Annotated in this window: 20 protein-coding genes; 14 read left to right on the top strand and 6 right to left on the bottom strand. The window is 36.5% G+C overall.

The genetic code is table 11. The features are described 5' to 3' along the window. The first annotated feature begins 50 nt into the window (after positions 1 to 50). The 3 genes from HA632_RS04705 to HA632_RS04695 all read left to right on the top strand — a co-directional run bounded on the left by HA632_RS04705 (position 51) and on the right by HA632_RS04695 (position 4,339). On the top strand, positions 51 to 1,577 hold the full coding sequence (locus HA632_RS04705; protein ID WP_176306056.1) for a DEAD/DEAH box helicase: 1,527 nt from the start codon (positions 51 to 53) through the stop codon (positions 1,575 to 1,577). A 247-nt stretch (positions 1,578 to 1,824) separates the two neighbouring features. Then, positions 1,825 to 3,741 (top strand): DUF294 nucleotidyltransferase-like domain-containing protein, encoded by a 1,917-nt coding sequence (locus tag HA632_RS04700; protein ID WP_176306055.1) that lies wholly within the window; start codon positions 1,825 to 1,827, stop codon positions 3,739 to 3,741. 1 nt (position 3,742) lies between these two features. Beyond that, the gene (locus HA632_RS04695; RefSeq protein WP_176306054.1) at positions 3,743 to 4,339 is read left to right on the top strand and encodes a PolC-type DNA polymerase III; all 597 of its coding nucleotides are present in this window, start codon (positions 3,743 to 3,745) and stop codon (positions 4,337 to 4,339) included. A gap of 66 nt (positions 4,340 to 4,405) precedes the next feature. Here the strand turns inward: HA632_RS04695 and HA632_RS04690 are convergent, their stop codons facing one another. After that, the gene (locus HA632_RS04690) at positions 4,406 to 4,903 is read right to left on the bottom strand and encodes a CAP domain-containing protein (RefSeq protein ID WP_176306053.1); all 498 of its coding nucleotides are present in this window, start codon (positions 4,901 to 4,903) and stop codon (positions 4,406 to 4,408) included. Positions 4,904 to 5,219: 316 nt separating this feature from the next. Beyond that, positions 5,220 to 5,501, bottom strand: coding sequence for a hypothetical protein (locus tag HA632_RS04685; protein WP_176306052.1), 282 nt, complete (start codon positions 5,499 to 5,501; stop codon positions 5,220 to 5,222). Positions 5,502 to 5,600: 99 nt separating this feature from the next. Between HA632_RS04685 and HA632_RS04680 the strand changes: the two genes are divergently transcribed. Together HA632_RS04680 and HA632_RS04675 are read left to right on the top strand one after the other, a co-directional pair. Continuing rightward, positions 5,601 to 6,455: an aldose 1-epimerase family protein gene (locus HA632_RS04680; RefSeq protein WP_176306051.1), complete on the top strand. Its 855-nt coding sequence runs from the start codon at positions 5,601 to 5,603 to the stop codon at positions 6,453 to 6,455. Positions 6,456 to 6,474: 19 nt separating this feature from the next. Next, positions 6,475 to 7,035 (top strand): GNAT family N-acetyltransferase, encoded by a 561-nt coding sequence (locus HA632_RS04675; RefSeq protein ID WP_176306050.1) that lies wholly within the window; start codon positions 6,475 to 6,477, stop codon positions 7,033 to 7,035. On the opposite strand, the gene HA632_RS04670 is transcribed toward HA632_RS04675, so the two are convergent. Next, positions 7,036 to 7,269, bottom strand: coding sequence for a VF530 family DNA-binding protein (locus HA632_RS04670; RefSeq protein ID WP_176306049.1), 234 nt, complete (start codon positions 7,267 to 7,269; stop codon positions 7,036 to 7,038). A gap of 100 nt (positions 7,270 to 7,369) precedes the next feature. Further along, positions 7,370 to 8,020: an outer membrane beta-barrel protein gene (locus tag HA632_RS04665; RefSeq protein ID WP_176306048.1), complete on the bottom strand. Its 651-nt coding sequence runs from the start codon at positions 8,018 to 8,020 to the stop codon at positions 7,370 to 7,372. A 153-nt stretch (positions 8,021 to 8,173) separates the two neighbouring features. On the opposite strand from HA632_RS04665, the gene smpB reads away from it, so the two are divergent. Next, positions 8,174 to 8,626: an SsrA-binding protein SmpB gene (gene smpB / locus HA632_RS04660; protein ID WP_176306047.1), complete on the top strand. Its 453-nt coding sequence runs from the start codon at positions 8,174 to 8,176 to the stop codon at positions 8,624 to 8,626. Here the strand turns inward: smpB and HA632_RS04655 are convergent. Continuing rightward, positions 8,623 to 9,264 carry a protein-L-isoaspartate(D-aspartate) O-methyltransferase gene (locus HA632_RS04655; RefSeq protein WP_176306046.1) on the bottom strand — a complete coding sequence of 214 codons (642 nt, stop codon included), beginning with the start codon at positions 9,262 to 9,264 and terminating at the stop codon, positions 8,623 to 8,625. The two genes, smpB and HA632_RS04655, sit on opposite strands and share 4 nt — an antisense overlap. A 134-nt stretch (positions 9,265 to 9,398) precedes the next feature. Between HA632_RS04655 and HA632_RS04650 the strand changes: the two genes are divergently transcribed. From HA632_RS04650 to HA632_RS04615, 8 genes are all read left to right on the top strand, one after another. Further along, positions 9,399 to 10,367, top strand: coding sequence for a Gfo/Idh/MocA family protein (locus tag HA632_RS04650; RefSeq protein ID WP_176306045.1), 969 nt, complete (start codon positions 9,399 to 9,401; stop codon positions 10,365 to 10,367). A 5-nt stretch (positions 10,368 to 10,372) separates the two neighbouring features. After that, positions 10,373 to 11,029, top strand: coding sequence for a CPBP family intramembrane glutamic endopeptidase (locus HA632_RS04645; protein ID WP_176306044.1), 657 nt, complete (start codon positions 10,373 to 10,375; stop codon positions 11,027 to 11,029). A 20-nt stretch (positions 11,030 to 11,049) separates the two neighbouring features. After that, positions 11,050 to 11,937, top strand: coding sequence for a 3-hydroxyacyl-CoA dehydrogenase family protein (locus HA632_RS04640; RefSeq protein WP_176306043.1), 888 nt, complete (start codon positions 11,050 to 11,052; stop codon positions 11,935 to 11,937). Positions 11,938 to 11,981: 44 nt separating this feature from the next. Beyond that, positions 11,982 to 13,199, top strand: coding sequence for a DUF1015 domain-containing protein (locus HA632_RS04635; RefSeq protein WP_176306042.1), 1,218 nt, complete (start codon positions 11,982 to 11,984; stop codon positions 13,197 to 13,199). Positions 13,200 to 13,250: 51 nt separating this feature from the next. After that, on the top strand, positions 13,251 to 13,910 hold the full coding sequence (locus tag HA632_RS04630) for a YggS family pyridoxal phosphate-dependent enzyme (RefSeq protein ID WP_176306041.1): 660 nt from the start codon (positions 13,251 to 13,253) through the stop codon (positions 13,908 to 13,910). Positions 13,911 to 13,995: 85 nt separating this feature from the next. Continuing rightward, the gene (locus HA632_RS04625; protein WP_176306040.1) at positions 13,996 to 15,357 is read left to right on the top strand and encodes an exonuclease domain-containing protein; all 1,362 of its coding nucleotides are present in this window, start codon (positions 13,996 to 13,998) and stop codon (positions 15,355 to 15,357) included. 82 nt (positions 15,358 to 15,439) lie between these two features. Then, a complete protein-coding gene (gene miaA / locus HA632_RS04620; protein WP_176306039.1) occupies positions 15,440 to 16,366 on the top strand; it encodes a tRNA (adenosine(37)-N6)-dimethylallyltransferase MiaA in 927 nt (308 codons plus the stop codon). Between the two features lie 15 nt (positions 16,367 to 16,381). Further along, complete coding sequence (locus HA632_RS04615) at positions 16,382 to 17,119, top strand: acyl-[acyl-carrier-protein] thioesterase (RefSeq protein ID WP_176306038.1); 738 nt, start codon at positions 16,382 to 16,384, stop codon at positions 17,117 to 17,119. 30 nt (positions 17,120 to 17,149) lie between these two features. Here HA632_RS04615 and HA632_RS04610 read toward each other — a convergent pair whose 3' ends face one another. Beyond that, entirely contained in the window at positions 17,150 to 17,851 is a 702-nt protein-coding gene (locus HA632_RS04610) for a response regulator transcription factor (protein WP_176306037.1), read from the bottom strand. Positions 17,852 to 17,859 lie beyond the last annotated feature (8 nt).

Here is a 17,859-nt window from a genome sequence, read left to right as displayed (position 1 = left end):
GCCGGATAACTCTTTTTTAGCTGTACTTTTGCAAAATTGTACAAATCGCTATGTCTCAGAAAGATTTTAATGTCGAAATTGAAGAAAAAAAGGAACTTTACAGTTACCAGAAGGGCGATATTGACAAAATTTTTGACCGATTGGACAATGCGCCGAGTGATCATCACTTGCTGTACCAATTGCCAACCGGTGGCGGAAAAACGGTGATTTTCTCTGAAATTGTGCGACGATATTTATCCCAACACAATAAAAAAGTAGTCGTATTGACCCATCGAATTGAGCTTTGCAAGCAAACTTCTAAAATGCTTAAAGGATTTGATGTCAAAAACAAAATCATCAACAGTAACATCAAAGAGTTGCCGGATCAAGATGAATATTCTTGTTTTGTGGCCATGGTAGAAACACTTAAAAACCGTCTAAATGATGAGAAACTGATGATTGACAATGTTGGTTTGGTGATTATAGATGAAGCCCATTACAATTCTTTCCGAAAATTACTCAGTCAATTCAAAAAGTCTTTTATTTTAGGTGTTACTGCGACGCCTTTGAGTTCGAATATTAAGTTGCCAATGCATCAAAACTATGACGAATTAATTGTGGGTGACACGATTCAATCGCTTATAGATAAAGGTTTTTTGGCCAAAGCAACGACTTACAGTTATGATGTTGGGCTGACTTCACTCAAAGTGGGCATCAATGGCGATTACACCGTAAAATCTTCTGATGATTTGTATATGAATATGGTGATGCAGGAGAAATTATTGCATGCTTACACCGAAAAATCCTTAGGAAAAAAGACTTTGATTTTTAACAATGGGATCAATACTTCCTTATATGTTTATGATACTTTCAAAGAAGCCGGTTTTCCCATTAAACATTTAGACAATACTACGTCAGCAGAAGATCGAAAAGATATTTTGCAATGGTTTAAAAAGACACCGGATGCTATTTTAACGTCGGTTGGTATCTTAACCACCGGATTTGATGAACCTACAGTAGAAAGTATTATTCTGAATCGTGCTACCAAATCATTGACATTGTATTTCCAAATGATTGGTCGTGGTTCGCGTAAACTGCCGCACAAAGATGAGTTTACTGTAATCGACTTAGGAAACAATGCTTTGCGATTTGGATTATGGAATGATCCGGTTGATTGGCAGCATATTTTTAAGTCTCCCGAATATTATTTGGAAAGTCTGCGTGATGATGCCGAGATTGAGTTTAACTTTAAATATACGATGCCGGAAGCCATCCGGAAAATGTTTGCCAAAACTGCCGATGTGTCTATGGATATCGAAGAAGAGTTCAAAAAGAATACGGCTTTGAATTTGCGTTCCAAAGAAGTGTTGGAAAAATCAATTAGCCAACATGCCGTAATGTGTGTTGAGAATTCGACCGATTTAAACGGAGCTCGAATGTTATCCAAGTTATTATCTGATGATATTGAAAGTCGTGTCAAACGGTTTGTAAATTGTCTGGGCAAAACCAGCAAGAATTATCGCGAATGGTTAATCGAAGATTATAAAGCCAAACTGAGTTTAGCCATAGGAAAGAAATTCAGAGAACTAAATTTTTAGAATGTATAATTTAAATGAGGCATTCTATATTGTAGAATATTAAGAACTTACGATATTATTTTTGAAAGATGTAATTTTGTTACTTTTAGAACTATAATTTATATTATGTAAAATAGAATGTTTCAAAACCAAAACCCACATCCACTGTTTTTAGTTTTCAAATGTTTTTAACAATCAACCCTATCTTGCCTAAACCTTTACTATTTTTGTGAAGTCAAAAACAAACAGATTTATTTAAATTATTGCCATGAGTAATTCTATTGCTGAAAATATTGCCAACTTTTTAAAAGAATATCCGCCGTTTAATTATTTGAGCCATGATGAACTGATTCAAGTTGCGACCAGCATTGGCGTGGTTAACTTAGACAAGCATAAAGTTTTGTTTCAAATTGACGACAAACTTCACGATAGTTTTTATGTAGTGGCTTCCGGTGCGATTAATCTTTCTGTTGTTGCTGATGCTGAGGAAACCTTACTCAACAAGTGTTATGCCGGTGATGTTTTCGGATTGCGTCCGTTTTTTGCTAAAAACAACTATATGATGACTGCCAAAGCTCGTGAGGACAGCATTGTATATGCCATTCCAATTAGTGTATTCAAACCTTTTGTAGCTCAGAATCCGCAGGTTTTAGACTTTTTATTGGAGAGTTTTGCCACCAATACCCGCAACCCTTTTGATAAAGAAAATCGTGGAAAACTTATTACCGACAACGTTTATACAGAAAATCAAACCAACGAGATTCAATATTTCCAATCTTTGGCTTACAATAAAACACCGCTCAAGATTGCGCTGAATACCGCAGTAAAAGATGCAGCACAGTTAATGACCGAAAACCTCATTGACAGTGCTATCATTTTAGAACAAAATAACCCTATTGGTATAGTTACTGACACCGATTTTAGAACTAAAATTGCCAACGGACGTTTTCCTATTTCTACTACTGTTGACAAAATCATGTCGGCACCGGTAATTACCGTACCCGAAAATGTTTCGGTAGCTGAGGCTCAGTTGTTATTGTTGAAATACAATGTCAGCCATTTGTGTGTAACGCTGGACGGTTCTGATAAATCAGAAGTAAAAGGAATCATTTCAGAGCACGATTTGATTGTAGCACAAGCCAATAACCCCGGAGTTTTAATTAAAGAAATCAAACGTTCTTTATCGCCTAAAGAATTAAAAATGGTGCGGGAAAAACTAACCGATTTGATTCAAACTTCTATTGCGAAAAACATTCCATTACCACACATATACAATATAACGGGAGAAATTATAACTGCCATCATCAAACGCTCTGTTGAACTGGCCATTTTAGACCTGGGTTCTCCTCCATCGAGATTTGCTTGGTTAAGCATTGGAAGTCAGGGCCGAAAAGAGCAATTGTTGTTAACTGACCAAGACAGTATTTTGGTCTTTGAAGATGTTGCTCCTGAAAAATATAGAGATGTCAAAGATTACTTCTTAAAATTGGCCAAAAGAACTACAGTTATTTTGGAAAAAGTGGGTTATCAATTTTGTCCAAATGGTCACATGGCCAGCAATATGCTTTGGTGTAAGTCATTGAGTGATTGGATGAAACAATACAACAATTGGATGAAAACACCGGGTGAAAAATCGAATGATATCAGCAGTATCTTTTTTGACTATGAAATTGCTTTTGGTGAAGGCAAAATTGAAGATGCCATTTCCGATTTAATTTTCAAAAACACCAAGAATAACGCCTTGTTTTTTGACTATTTGGGTAATGATGCTTTGCGCAAAAACCCACCGCTTAATTTCTTTAAAAAATTCAATCTGGAAGAAGAAGGCGAACACAAAGGTAAATTTGACATCAAAAACAGAGCCATCATGCCTTTGGTCGACGGCGCCAGATTATTTGCTGTCAGTTTGAACTTGCGCGGCATTAACAATACCTATTCTCGTTTCAAACAATTGGCTTTGGTTGATCCGAAGTTTTCAGAAATCTATTTAAATTGTGCCGATGCCTTTCTGATATTGTCTAAATTCAGAACGCTTGAAGGCTTAAAAAATGACAGTTCAGGAGATTTTGTCAATATTGAAGAGCTGACTAAAGTTGACCGTGAAAAACTCAAAAATGCCTTGTCTCCTATGCGTGAACTGGAAGACCTGATTAAAGATAAATTTCAATTAACACAATTCTCCTGATATGCTGGATTGGATTAAAAATATCAATAAAGAGCATCCTGAATTTTGGAAAACTTACTTGGCAAAGTTTGAATCTAAATCCAATCGGTATGTTATTTTAAGTACTGAAACTACCGGTTTGAACCCCAAGAAAGATGTGATTTTATCTTTTGGCGCTATTGCAGTAGTGAATGATGTAGTGGTCATAGGGGATAATTTTGAGGTGGTCATACTACAATATAAATACCTTCATGATAATGGCTTATCCAATGAATTTCTAATTGAAAGCAAGCTGCCCAAGTTAGCGGAGTACAATGCCATTCAAGCTTTAGTGGAATACATAGGCAATGCGGTATTGGTAGGCCATCGCATTCATTTTGATATAGAACTCATCAACGAAGCTTTGGAAAAAATGGATTGTGGTAAGTTGAAAAATGAAGCCTTAGACATCGAAATTATGCATCAAAAATTAATGGATATTACCAATAAATCTTTTTCCATTGATGATTTGGTTAAGCATTACAAACTTCCTTTGAGTGAAAAGAGTTCGGCGTCAGATGATGCATATGCCATTGCTCTTTTATTTTTAAAATTAAAAAATCGCTTAGGTTTTAAATAATTAAAAAACCCGCTTTAGAGGCGGGTTTTTAGCGATCTGTCAAAATCAAACAAAACAATAATCAAACTATTTTTTTATAAACATGTTGGTGTAATATTTTCTTCCGGTGTCCGGATTGGTTGTAACTGATATTCCTAAGTGCGTGTAATCACCTTCAATGTTGTCTTTGTGTCCTGGGCTGCTTAACCAAGCTGCAAATGCACTTTCAGCCGTTTGGTAATTGTAGGCAATATTCTCGCCCACTTTTTCAGCGCCTAAAACTCTGATTAAATTATCAGAACGTTGTTGAAAGTAATCGTGGTTAAATACATTGTTATCAATCATATAAAAGTTATGCTCTTCCGATTTGTAAGAAATATGATTGATTACTTCAAGGGTATTGAGTCCCAAACTTGCGCGATAATCATTGATTAGTACAACTAATTTTGATTCGGTTTCGTTGTAATTGTAAGTAGTTACAACTTGTTTGTCGGCTGCGGTGGTTTCTTCTGTATCAGAAGAACAAGATACCATAGTGAACACGATTGCTAACGGCAACAATGCTCTAAACATTTTTGCTTTCATAGTAGTAGGTTAAGTTTTTTAATAAAGTAGATGTGGGGCAAACACTTTATTTCGATTAATTTGACAGTTTTTAATAAAGTAGATGTGGGGCAAACACTTTATATATTTTTAATTTAAGAACGTATTGTTTGATTTGGTTAAGCAATATTAGATAAAACATCGATTAAAACACAAATAAAATCGATGAAATACATCTTTTTGTTTTTTTAATAAGATATATTCTTACTTTTGTGCATTTCGTCGATTGTTTTTATAAATGTTAAAAAACAAAAAAACCACTCCGAAGAATGGTTTGTATCATAAAATAATAGGTGTACTAGGCTGATTTATAAATGCGGTTTATCGGAATTGAATGTCCTTGTTTTAAGATAACCCTTTGATCGGTCAAAGCCCAAACGGTAGTTTCTACCACTTTTTTGGATTGATTGTCTTCAAAATAAATTTTGATTTTGGAGTGCTCCAAATTACCTAAGGCCAACGCTCTGTACAAATCTAAATGACGCTGTTGAATTTCTTCATGTGTTTCTAACACATCCGATTTTGGAAACGAAAGAAGCTGTATCGTCTCTTTCTCAATGGTTTCAAAGTTGGGTTTCATAATACATAGATTAAGTTTGTAAATAGATTAATGGGTGGAATAAAATTAATAAAATATATTTGTGAACCAAACTTTTACTAAAAAAACACCCAATCTACTTTGACGACAACTATCTCAAATTCAATACTCTCAGCCAAAATTAATCACCAAGGAGCTGAACTTATTTCACTACAATCTATAGAAACCAAAAGAGAATACATTTGGGAAGGAAATCCCGAGTTTTGGGGAAAACACGCTCCTATCCTATTTCCGATTGTTGGTACTTTAAAGAACAATACGTATCAATACCTAGACAAAATGTTCTCTTTAAATCGTCACGGATTTGCCAGAGATTTTGAGTTTCAATTAATTCAGAAAGAAACAGATAAAGTAGTTTTTTCTTTACAAGACAATGGGTTGACTTTTAACATTTTTCCTTTTCATTTTGAATTACAACTCATTTATACTTTAAAAAAATCAGAATTAATAGTCACTTATAAAGTTATCAATAAAGACCAAAAAACGATACCTTTTTCAATCGGCGGACATCCGGCTTTTGCTTTAAAAAACAAATTTGAAAACTATAGTTTGCTATTTGAAGCAGGCGAAAAATTAATTTGTTACCAACTGGAAGAGGATTTACTTTCTGAAACAACTCAAAATATTGAACTGAAAAACAACCAATTACCACTCACCTATTCCCTATTTGAAAAGGATGCCTTAGTCTTCAAGTGTTTGAAATCAAAACATATTAAAATTCTTGAAAACAATCTGCCCATTTTGAATTTCAAGTTTAAAGACTTTCCAAATTTTGGTATTTGGACCAAAACAAATGCGCCTTTTATTTGTCTGGAACCTTGGTTGGGCTACGCCGATACTACACATGCCAATGGAAATATCTTGGAAAAAGAAGGAATTCAATTTGTAGAAAGTAATTTTTGCAAGGAATATAGTTTTAGCCTTGAAATTATATAAATTTACAAAAAACGAATGTATGCTAACCATCAATTTCCATCCCTTTCAAAATATAGAAACCGAGCGCTTACTCTTACGCCGAATTGACGAAAATGACGTTGAGGAAGTTTTAGCCCTTCGCGGTAATCCTGATATCATGAAATACATACCGAGACCTTTGGCCAAAACCAAAGAAGATGCTTTGGGACACATTGCCATGATGAATGAAAAAATCGAGAACAATACCGGAATCAATTGGGGAATTACCATCAAAGGAAATCCTAAAATCATTGGTATCATAGGCCATTACAGAATACAGCCCGAAAATCATCGTGCCGAAATCGGTTATATGTCGTTACCCGAATACAACGGCAAAGGTTACATCACAGAAGCGATTAGAGCTGTAGTCGAATATGGCTTCGAACAAATGAACCTGCATTCCATTGAAGCCGTTATCGATCCCGGAAATACAGCCTCTGAAAAGGTTTTACAAAAAAATGGTTTTGTCAAAGAAGCCCATATATTAGAGAACGAATTGTGGGAAGGGAAATTTTGGGACACCGTTATTTATTCTTTACTGAGAAGAAATTTCAAGAAATAGTTAGTTTAAATCTAACTTCGGAAGTGTCTTGATATACAATGCTTCCACTTCTTTCCTAGCCCAATCAGTCTTGCGCAAAAAAGTCAAGCTCGATTTAACACTCGGATTGCTGTTAAAACACTTAATTTTAATCAGTTCACCCAAAGTGTCAAAACCATAATAATCAACCAATTGCTCCACTATTTTTTGAAGCGTAACACCGTGAAGCGGATCTTTTGAAGGTACTCTTTCCATGAGGCAAAGGTAAAGATTTCAAAATAAAAACCGCCAATCAATCAAGAATGGCGGTTTAAACTCCGACGCAAATCGGAAAAATCTATAACTATTAATTTAATTAAAACACAAACTTAAATCCGAATGATAAAGGTGTGGTCAAACTTCCACCACTTCCGTACAAAGCGTTATTGTAAGCTGACTCAACATTAGCTACATGAGCTATAGAAAAATCAGTCACTGTCGTTTTTCCGCCGCCATCATTCTTCAATGTAGTTTGACTGAAATTTACAAGGTTATAGGAAAACTCAACAGAGAAGTTTTTAGTAACAAAGAAATCAAAACCTCCCGACATAGTTGCGCCAAATTGGTTAATTTTTAAATTCGTTGTTTCTTCTTTACCGGTTATAATTGGTGTGGCAACCTGCCCAAAGAAATAGAAGTTTCCGGCAACATTCCAATATTTACGTGCCAAAGGTTGGATAACATATAGTTTTGAATTCAAATCTACGGTTGAACCACCAACAGGTGCATTATCTGCTTTGACATTAAGGTAACCTATACCTGCTCCAACAGCTACTGATGGAGTTACAAAGGTTCCAACGATTGGTAATACCATAAGGTTAGTACTTTTTACATCACCTGATTTTGTTTGTTGGTAACCAAATTGTGATGTGGCAAACCATGCGCCTTGTAATCCTTTACTTTGTTCTTGTGCTTGAGCAGTTAAACCAAAAAAAGCCAAACCTGCTACTAATAATAATTTTTTCATTTTGATTTGTTAGTTTAAAATTATACCCCAAAATTAGCGGTAAGATTTTGCGGAAAAACTGATATAAATCATAGTTTAAACATTTTTTTTATTGATAATTTCGTCCCAATATGAGTTCAGAATTAAGCATTAGTTTAGTACATTTGCCATCCAATGTTGAAAACGATAAACATACTTAACAAACGCGCTAAGTTCGATTACGAGATAATCGAAACTTACACGGCCGGTATTGTCTTAACCGGAACCGAAATCAAATCGATTCGCCTGGGTAAAGCCAATATCACTGAAGGATTTTGTGAGTTTCACAACCACGAATTATTCGCCATCAATACCCAAATTGACGAATACTTATATGGCAATCAGTTCAATCATAAGGCCAAAAGCGAACGCAAGTTGTTGCTCAATAAAAGAGAGTTAAAAAAGCTCGAAAGAGCAATGGATACTAAAGGATTGACTATTATTCCGCTGAAATTGTTTACCAATGAAAAAGGTATAGCCAAATTGGATATCGGACTTTGCCGCGGAAAGAAGACGTATGACAAACGCGAAAGCCTTAAAGAACAAGATGTCAAACGCGATATAGACCGAATTAAAAAATCATTCTAATTTTTATCTTCTAATAAAGGCACGAAACGGAATTCGCCAAACTCGTGTTTTTCGAATTGGGTCTCGTTTTTACGGATTAACATGGTCATTACTTGTTCACCTTCGCCTAACGGAATGACTAATCTTCCTCCTATTTTCAGTTGCGCCATTAAGGGTTTCGGAATTATCGGTGCGCCGGCAGTTACGATGATACTATCAAAAGGAGCGTGATTGGGTAATCCTTTATAACCGTCACCAAAGGACAAATGTTTTGGGCGAATGCCTAATTTTGGCAGCAAAGCTGAAGTGATTTTAAACAATTCATTTTGTCGCTCTACCGAATATACTTTGGCTCCCAAAGCCACTAAAACCGCTGTTTGATAACCGGATCCGGTTCCGATTTCCAGGATTTTATCGTCTTTTTTTACCTTTAACAATTCTGTTTGAAATGCAACGGTATAAGGTTGCGAAATGGTTTGTCCCGCGGCAATAGGAAAGGCTTTATCTTGATAAGCAAAATCTTCAAAACTCGAATTCAAAAACAAGTGTCTGGGAATTTTTCGAATGGCGTCTAAAACACTTTTATCGGTAATTCCTTTTTCTTCCAACAGCTTAGCCAGTTGATTTCGAAGTCCTTGATGTTTGCTGGTATCTTTCAAAGTAGGTTGAGATTTATTTTGGTAAAAATAGAAGTAAAAATTCCAATAAACAAATTCCAAATTCCAATAAACTTTTAAACTCTTAAACTTTTAAACTTTAAACTAAAATGCTACTTTTGATAAAATTTATCTTTATGCTCAAAGTTGGCGTTTTAGGTGCCGGTCACCTCGGAAAAATACACTTGCGATTACTACAACAATCTGAAAAATACGAATTGGTAGGTTTTTATGATGAAAACCATGAAAACGGGGCCAAAATTGAAGCCGAATTTGGATACAAGCAATTTGATACTATTGCCAAATTAATCCATGCGGTTGATGTAATTGACATCGTTACACCCACTCTCTCACATTATAAATGTGCCAAAGTCTCCATCAAAAGCGGCAAACATGTGTTTATCGAAAAACCCATTGCTACAACTGTTGCCGAAGCGGAGGAAATTATAGCCTTGGCCAAAGAATACAATGTCAAAGGGCAAGTAGGCCACGTAGAAAGATTCAATCCTGCATTTACCGCAGTGAAAAATCAAATCGAAAACCCAATGTTTATTGAAACCCATCGTTTGGCAGAGTTCAATCCGCGCGGTACTGATGTTCCGGTGGTTTTAGACTTGATGATCCACGATATCGATGCGATTTTGAGTGTGGTCAAATCTAAAGTAAAAGCGGTTCATGCCAGCGGCGTTTCGGTGTTGAGTCAGTCACCCGATATAGCCAATGCCCGAATCGAATTTGAAAACGGCTGTGTGGCTAATATTACTTCGAGCCGCATTTCGATGAAGAACATGCGCAAATCGCGTTTCTTCCAGAAAGATGCTTACATTTCGGTGGATTATTTAGACAAAGTATGCGAAGTTGTAAAAATGAAAGAAGCTCCGGAAGTACCGGGCGATTTTGACATGATTTTGCAAAATGCGGAAGGTGAAAAGAAACAAATTTATTTTGCCAATCCGGAAGTTTCTCCCAACAATGCCATTTTAGACGAATTGGAAACTTTTGCTGATGCTATCAATAACAATACTACTCCTATTGTCACTTTAGAAGACGGAACCGAAGCCTTGCGTGTGGCTTATATGATCATTGATTCTATGGAAAATGCCTAACCTAAATGAATAATTGGCTTCGAAATAAATGGTTTTCATTGCTGTTTCTGGCAGTGGCGTTCGGATTGATTTATAATCCGCTAACTAAGTTTCCCTTTACTTTCGGGGTCATTATCCTTTATATACTTGGGGTTACTTTTTGGCAGGACAGTAATTTAAAAAGTTTGAACTTTAACAAACTAGGGCTAAAAGAATTCAGGATTGTTGCCATCTGCTATGTTGTTTTGGAGTTACTGATGGATTTTGTTTTTCAACCCGCGGTAAGTTGGGTTTTTGACGAACCTGCAGATTATAGTGCTTTTTCTATAATTGAAGGCAATTCGGGACTTTATGTCAAATGGTTGTTCAACATGTGGTTAAGCGCAGCTATTGGAGAGGAATTATTGTTTAGGGGATTTGCTTTTGCACAATTGGAACGGATTATCGGAAATAAAAAGACAATCATAATTCTTGTTTCCGCGGTTTTGTTTTCGTTACCACATTTATACCAAGGCATTTCAGGGTTAGTAATGACTTTTATCTTTGGAATTGCCTTTGCCTTGATTTATAACAAATACAGAAACATTTGGATCAATATTCTTGTTCATGGTCTTATCGACACTTTATTCCTGACATTGAGTTATACAGGCCATATCGAATTTTATAATTTACTTGGAAAATAAACAAAAACTAAACCAATATAATGAAAACAATTGCTGTAATAGGCGCAGGAACCATGGGTAACGGAATTGCCCATACATTTGCCCAAAGCGGTTTTACCGTAAAATTAATTGATGTTTCCGAAAAATCTTTGGAAAAAGGTATGGCAACGATTGCTGCCAATTTGGACCGAATGGTAACCAAAGGTACAATTACTGAAGACGATAAACACAAAACTATCGGTAACATCATCACTTATACCGATATCAAAGATGGTGTGGTTGGTTGTGATTTAGTGGTTGAAGCTGCAACTGAAAACGTAGGCTTGAAACTCAATATCTTCAAACAACTAAGCGACATTTGCGACCACAACGTAATTTTGGCGACCAATACATCCTCCATTTCAATTACCCAAATCGCAGCACAAGTCGTTCATCCGGAAAGAGTGATCGGAATGCACTTTATGAATCCGGTGCCGATTATGAAATTGGTGGAAATCATCCGAGGATACAATACTTCAGATGAAGTGACCAAAATCATCATGGATTTATCGGTCAAATTAGGAAAAACACCAACCGAAGTCAACGATTATCCGGGTTTTGTAGCCAACAGAATTTTGATGCCAATGATTAACGAATCCATCGAAACTTTATACAATGGTGTGGCCGGCGTAAGCGAAATTGACACGGTGATGAAACTCGGAATGGCACATCCTATGGGGCCATTGCAACTGGCAGATTTTATCGGATTGGATGTTTGTCTTTCAATCCTAAACGTGATGTACGACGGCTTCAAAAACCCGAAATATGCCCCTTGTCCGTTATTAGTCAATATGGTAATGGCCGGAAAATTAGGCGTAAAATCAGGAGAAGGTTTCTATGATTATTCAGAGTCCAAAAAAGCTGAGAAAGTATCAAAACAATTTATTTAGCATCAGCAAATTTCAAAAAAGCTAAGAGCTAACAGCCCAAAAAAATGAGCAAAATAATCCCTTTCAAAGCCGTTCGTCCTACGCCCGATAAAGTGGCGTTGGTCACTTGCCGAAACTACGATGATTACAGTTCGGCCGAGCTTGCCGCTTGGTTGAGTTTTAATCCGTATTCGTTTTTGCATGTCATTCATCCTGCTTATATGTATTCGCAGAAAATTACTTTGGACAAACGCTTTAAAGGTGTCGCGCACAAATACCAAGATTTCAAAGATGACGGGATTTTTATGGAAGAAGACCAAGCGGCTTTCTTTTTATATGAAATCAAAACCAAATCACAGTCATTCACAGGAATAGTTGCCGGAACTTCAATCGAAGATTACAAGAATAACGTCATCAAAAAACACGAAGACACTTTGCAATATCGTGTGGAATATTTTAAGGATTATTTGCACCAAACAGGTTTTAATACCGAACCGGTTTTGATTACCTATCCCGACAATGAATCGTTGGATGCTTGGATAGCCGAAAAGAAAAAAAGCACTCCAATCTACAATTATTCCACTACCAACAAAGAGCAACACCAACTTTGGAAAATTGAAACCGAAGCAGAAATCCATTGGCTTACCCAACAGTTTGAAAATATTCAAGAATTATATATTGCCGATGGGCATCACCGCTCGGCTTCAGCCGAATTGTTATATGATGAAGACAAACATTTAGGCAACGAAAAACTGAACTATTTTATGAGTTTCCTGATTGCTGAAAGCAATGTCAAAATCTATGAATACAATAGAATCATTCGTGATTTGAATGGGTTTTCTAAAGAAGATTTTATGACCCAACTTTCCGAAAACTTTATCATTAAAGACAAAGAGCAAGAATTGTGGAAACCGCAAAGCAAGTTTGAGTTTGGGATGTATCTCGACGGCAGTTTTTATGCGTTGTTTTACAAGCAAGAGAAAAGCCAACCTTCCATTTTAGAAAATTTGGATGCACAGATTTTGTATGACAAAGTACTGCAACCGTTATTAGGCATAGAAGATTTGCGAAACGACGAACGCATCGAATACATACCGGGTAAACAATCTATTTTGACCATAAAAGAATTGGTTGACGAAGGCGAATTTGAAGTCGGTTTTATGCTTTACCCATCAGATATCTCTGAAATCAAAGCTTTAGCCGATAACAATTTGATTATGCCGCCCAAAAGTACATATATAGAACCGAAGTTCAGAAGCGGATTGATGGTGTATGAATTGTAAGTTAGAAGTACGATTTACGAAATACGAAGTAAAAAAAATTAAAACAATTGAATGTCAATAGCGCAAAACCTTCTCGAAATAAAATCCTCTCTTCCTGACAATGTAACCTTGGTAGCGGTTTCTAAAACCAAACCCGTAGCCGACTTGATGGAAGCTTACAATGCCGGCCAACGCATTTTCGGGGAAAATAAAATCCAGGAAATGACCGAAAAATGGCAGCAAATGCCAAAGGACATCGAATGGCATATGATTGGCCATGTGCAATCCAACAAGGTGAAGTATATGGTGCCTTATGTGAAACTGATTCACGGTGTTGACAGTTTGAAATTGCTCAAAGAAATCAACCGCCAAGCCGTTCGCTGGAGAAAAAACATCCATTGTTTACTGCAAATTCACATCGCCGAAGAAGAAACCAAATTCGGCTTAGACGAAAAGGAATTGGAAGAATTACTGAATTCCGATGAATTCAAGAACTTTCAAAATATTATAATCGTTGGTTTAATGGGAATGGCAACGTTCACCGATAATCAAGACCAAATCAAACGAGAATTCGAACATTTAAAAACTATTTTTGATAAATACCAACAACCGACAACCAACAACCGACAACTGACAACGCTTTCCATGGGCATGAGTGGCGACTACCAATTGGCAATCGACTGCGGAAGCACCATGGTTCGGATTGGAAGTAGTATCTTTGGCAACAGATAATTTGAAAATGTGTCAATTTGAAGATTAAATTAGATTTAAAAACAACTTACAACCGATAACTGACAACACACAACCGACAACTATTTTGTACGCCATACTCGACATAGAAACTACCGGAGGTCAATTTAATGAAGAAGGCATTACTGAAATCGCTATCTACAAATTTGACGGTCACGAAATTGTGGATCAGTTCATCAGCTTGGTCAATCCCGAAAAACCAATTCAGCCCTTTGTGGTAAAATTAACCGGGATTAACAACGCTATGCTGCGCTCTGCACCAAAGTTTTATGAAGTCGCCAAACGCATCATAGAAATTACTGAAAACTGTATCGTTGTCGCCCACAACGCCTCATTTGATTATAGAATTTTGCGCACTGAATTCAGCCGACTAGGTTATGATTATATCAAACCGACACTTTGTACGGTTGAATTATCCCAAAAATTAATTCCGGGGCAAGCTTCTTATAGCTTAGGGAAATTGGTTCGCTCGCTGGGAATTCCCGTTACCGACAGACATCGCGCCAGCGGTGATGCTTTGGCGACTGTGAAATTGTTCAAAATGATTTTGGACAAAGACGTCGAAAAAGAAATCCTAATCAGTTTAATCAAAGCCGAAATCAAAAAAGGTTTATCACCTAAATTGCTGGATATCGTAGAGAGTATGCCAACGCGTACCGGTATTTATTACATCCACAACGAAAAAGGCGATTTGATTTACATCGGCAAAAGCAAAAACATCAAAAAGCGCATCAACCAACATTTCACCGGAACAACCGGCAAATGCAAAAAAATTCAACGTGAAGTTTTTGCCGTCACTTACGAAGAAACCGGAAGCGAATTGATTGCCTTGCTCAAAGAAAGTGAAGAAATTAAAATCAACAAACCTATTTACAACCGTTCGCAACGCAAAACTATATTTCAATATGCCTTGTATGCCGAAAAAGACGAAAACGGTTATTTGGCATTGAGAATCCAAAAAGCCGATGGCCGAAAAAAAGAAATTACTTCTTTTACTTCGGTTCAAGAAGGTAAAAATTTGTTGCATAAAGTCACCGCAGAACACCAGTTGTGCCAAAAGATAAATGGATTATACGATACTAAAAACGGTTGCTTCCAATTGAAAATCAAAGAGTGTAAAGGCGCTTGTTTGAACCAAGAACCGCCGGAGGAATACAACGAACGCGTAGAAGAGTTCATCAACGAAATGAAGTTTGACAACAACAATATGGTCATTATTGATCGTGGCAGAAACACCAACGAACGTAGCGCAGTACTCATCGAAAACGGCATTTACAAAGGCTATTGCTTCTTCGATTTGAATTACCAAGTTAACAACATCGAAATACTGAAAAACCTAATCATCCCGATGCAAAACAACCGCGATACAAGAACGATAATCCAAGGTTATTTGCGACGTCACAAAGTAATCCGAATTGTAAAGTTTTAATTTATCAGGAGCTATTTCCCGCTATCCGTTGCAATCTCTTCGAGGATTTCCACTACTATCGGGGCTAAAAAAACAAAGTGCATTGAATTACCTAATCACCATCATAGGACCAACAGCCATCGGAAAAACTTCCCTGAGCATTGCTTTGGCCCGGCATTTCGGTTGTGACATTCTATCCTGTGACAGCCGACAGTTTTTTAAAGAAATGTGCATTGGTACAGCCGTTCCAAATGAGGAAGAACTAAAATCAGCCACACATCATTTTATCCAAAACAAATCTATTTTTGAATCGTATTCGGTAGGCGATTTTGAACAAGAAGCGATTGCTAAACTGGACGATTTATTTACCCAAAACAATATCCAAATTATGGTTGGCGGTTCGGGTTTGTATGTGGATGCGGTATTAAAAGGATTCGATGATTTTCCAGACATAGACGAATCCTTTAGAGCGCAAATAAATGCTGATTTTGAAGAGTTTGGAATTGATTACCTGCAGCAAAAATTAAAAGAATTTGACCCTCTATATTTCCAAAAACTAACTACAGAAAACCCACAAACATTGCAAAATCCGCAACGGATGAAACGCTTTGTCGAAGTTTGTTTAGGTACCGGAAAACCATATTCGAGTTTTATTGGACAAAAGAAAAACAGCCGTCACTTCACTCCTATTGTCATCGGTTTAGAAGCCGAGCGCGATATTATGTACGACCGAATCAACCAACGGGTTGACCTGATGGTTAGTGAAGGTTTGTTGGCGGAAGCCAAAAAATTATATCCAAACAAACACTTGAATGCCTTGCAAACCGTGGGTTACAGAGAATTATTCGATTACTTTGACGGAAAAACCACGTTGGAATTCGCCATAGAAGAAATTAAGAAAAACACAAGACGCTTTGCCAAACGCCAACTGACTTGGTTCAAACGAACCGAAAACGCAATGTGGTTTGACTACAAAACTGCTCCAAAAGAAATAATCAATCATTTACAATTCATAATTCATAATTCATAATTCATAATTATTTATATGCCCATAGCGCCAAACTTTACATCAAAATTGGAACAGAATTGGGAAATCACATTTCTGCAATGCTATCCGAACGGTTATTTGAAATACACCGACTTATGCAACATTCTGCAATTGACGGCCGGTTTGCATGCGGAATTAGGTGGCATTAGTTTTAGCGATATGCAAGTACACCATCAGGCTTGGGTTTTGAGCAGAATGCGAGTTGAAATCAGTCGTTTGCCTAGATGGCGCGATATGGTAACGGTTAAGACTTGGATCAACTCTTTGGAAAATTCACGTTCTATTCGTTGTTTGGAAATGTACATTGGAGACGAGAAAATTATAGGATGTGAAACATTTTGGGCGGTATTTAACACTAAAACCCGACGTCCTGAAAATTTGGCTTTACCACATGAACATTTTGAAAAATATCCTGATAGAGCAACAAGTAAAGCTTTTGGCAAGATAGATTTCCAACACGAAATGCAAACAGTTGGTCATTACAAAGTGAAGCTGTCTGATTTAGACATTGTTAACCATGCCAATAGTGTGAAATATTTAGAATGGTGTTTGGATGTCGTTGATTTTACAATTGTTCAAAATCAAAAAATCGATAGTTTTGAAATGAACTATCTTAAAGAACTCTCACTCAACGATACAATTGAAATCAAAAAGAAAGTTTCAAATAACGATATCATTTTTGCCATTCAGCGAGAGGAAAAAGCCAATTTTGCACTACAATTGCACTTAAAATAAAAAAGCTCCGATTTCTCGAAGCTTTTTACTTTATTTTTTTACGACCAATCGGAAACCTTCTCCGTGAATGTTAAGGATTTCAACATCTGGATCTTCTTTTAGGTATTTACGCAATTTGGCAATATACACGTCCATACTTCTTGAAGTGAAGTAATTGTCTTCTCTCCAAATTTTGGTTAAGGCCAATTCTCTCGGCATAAGATCATTTTCGTAAATCGCCATCATTTTTAACAAATCGGACTCTTTTGGTGACAATTTAATGGGTTCATCATTACCGAATTTTAAATAGCGTAACTTAGAATTTAAAAGGAACTTACCGATTTGGAATTCAAATTTGGCCGGTTCATTCTTCGTTTCGGCAGATTTTCTTTGGATAATTGCTTTGATTTTCATTAACAAAACATCAGAGTCGAAAGGTTTGTTCAAATAATCATCAGCCCCAACTTTGTATCCTTTCATAACATCTTCTTTCATTGACTTTGCAGTCAAGAAGATTAAAGGGACGTCTTTGTTTTTTTCTCTGATTTCTTTTGCCAAAGTATAACCGTCTTTGTATGGCATCATGACATCCAAAATGCACAAATCATAGTTGTCTTTTTTGAATTTTTCGAACCCTTCCATACCGTTTTTGGCTAGTGTAACATCAAAATCGTTGAGTGTAAGGTATTCTCTTAATACGATTCCGAAGTTCTGGTCATCCTCGACTAAAAGTATTTTTTTATTTGCTTCCATAGTAATTT

Source organism: Flavobacterium sp. J49, assembly GCF_011742145.1.
Lineage (GTDB): Bacteria > Bacteroidota > Bacteroidia > Flavobacteriales > Flavobacteriaceae > Flavobacterium.
This window is presented reverse-complemented; position numbering and strand designations above follow the sequence as displayed.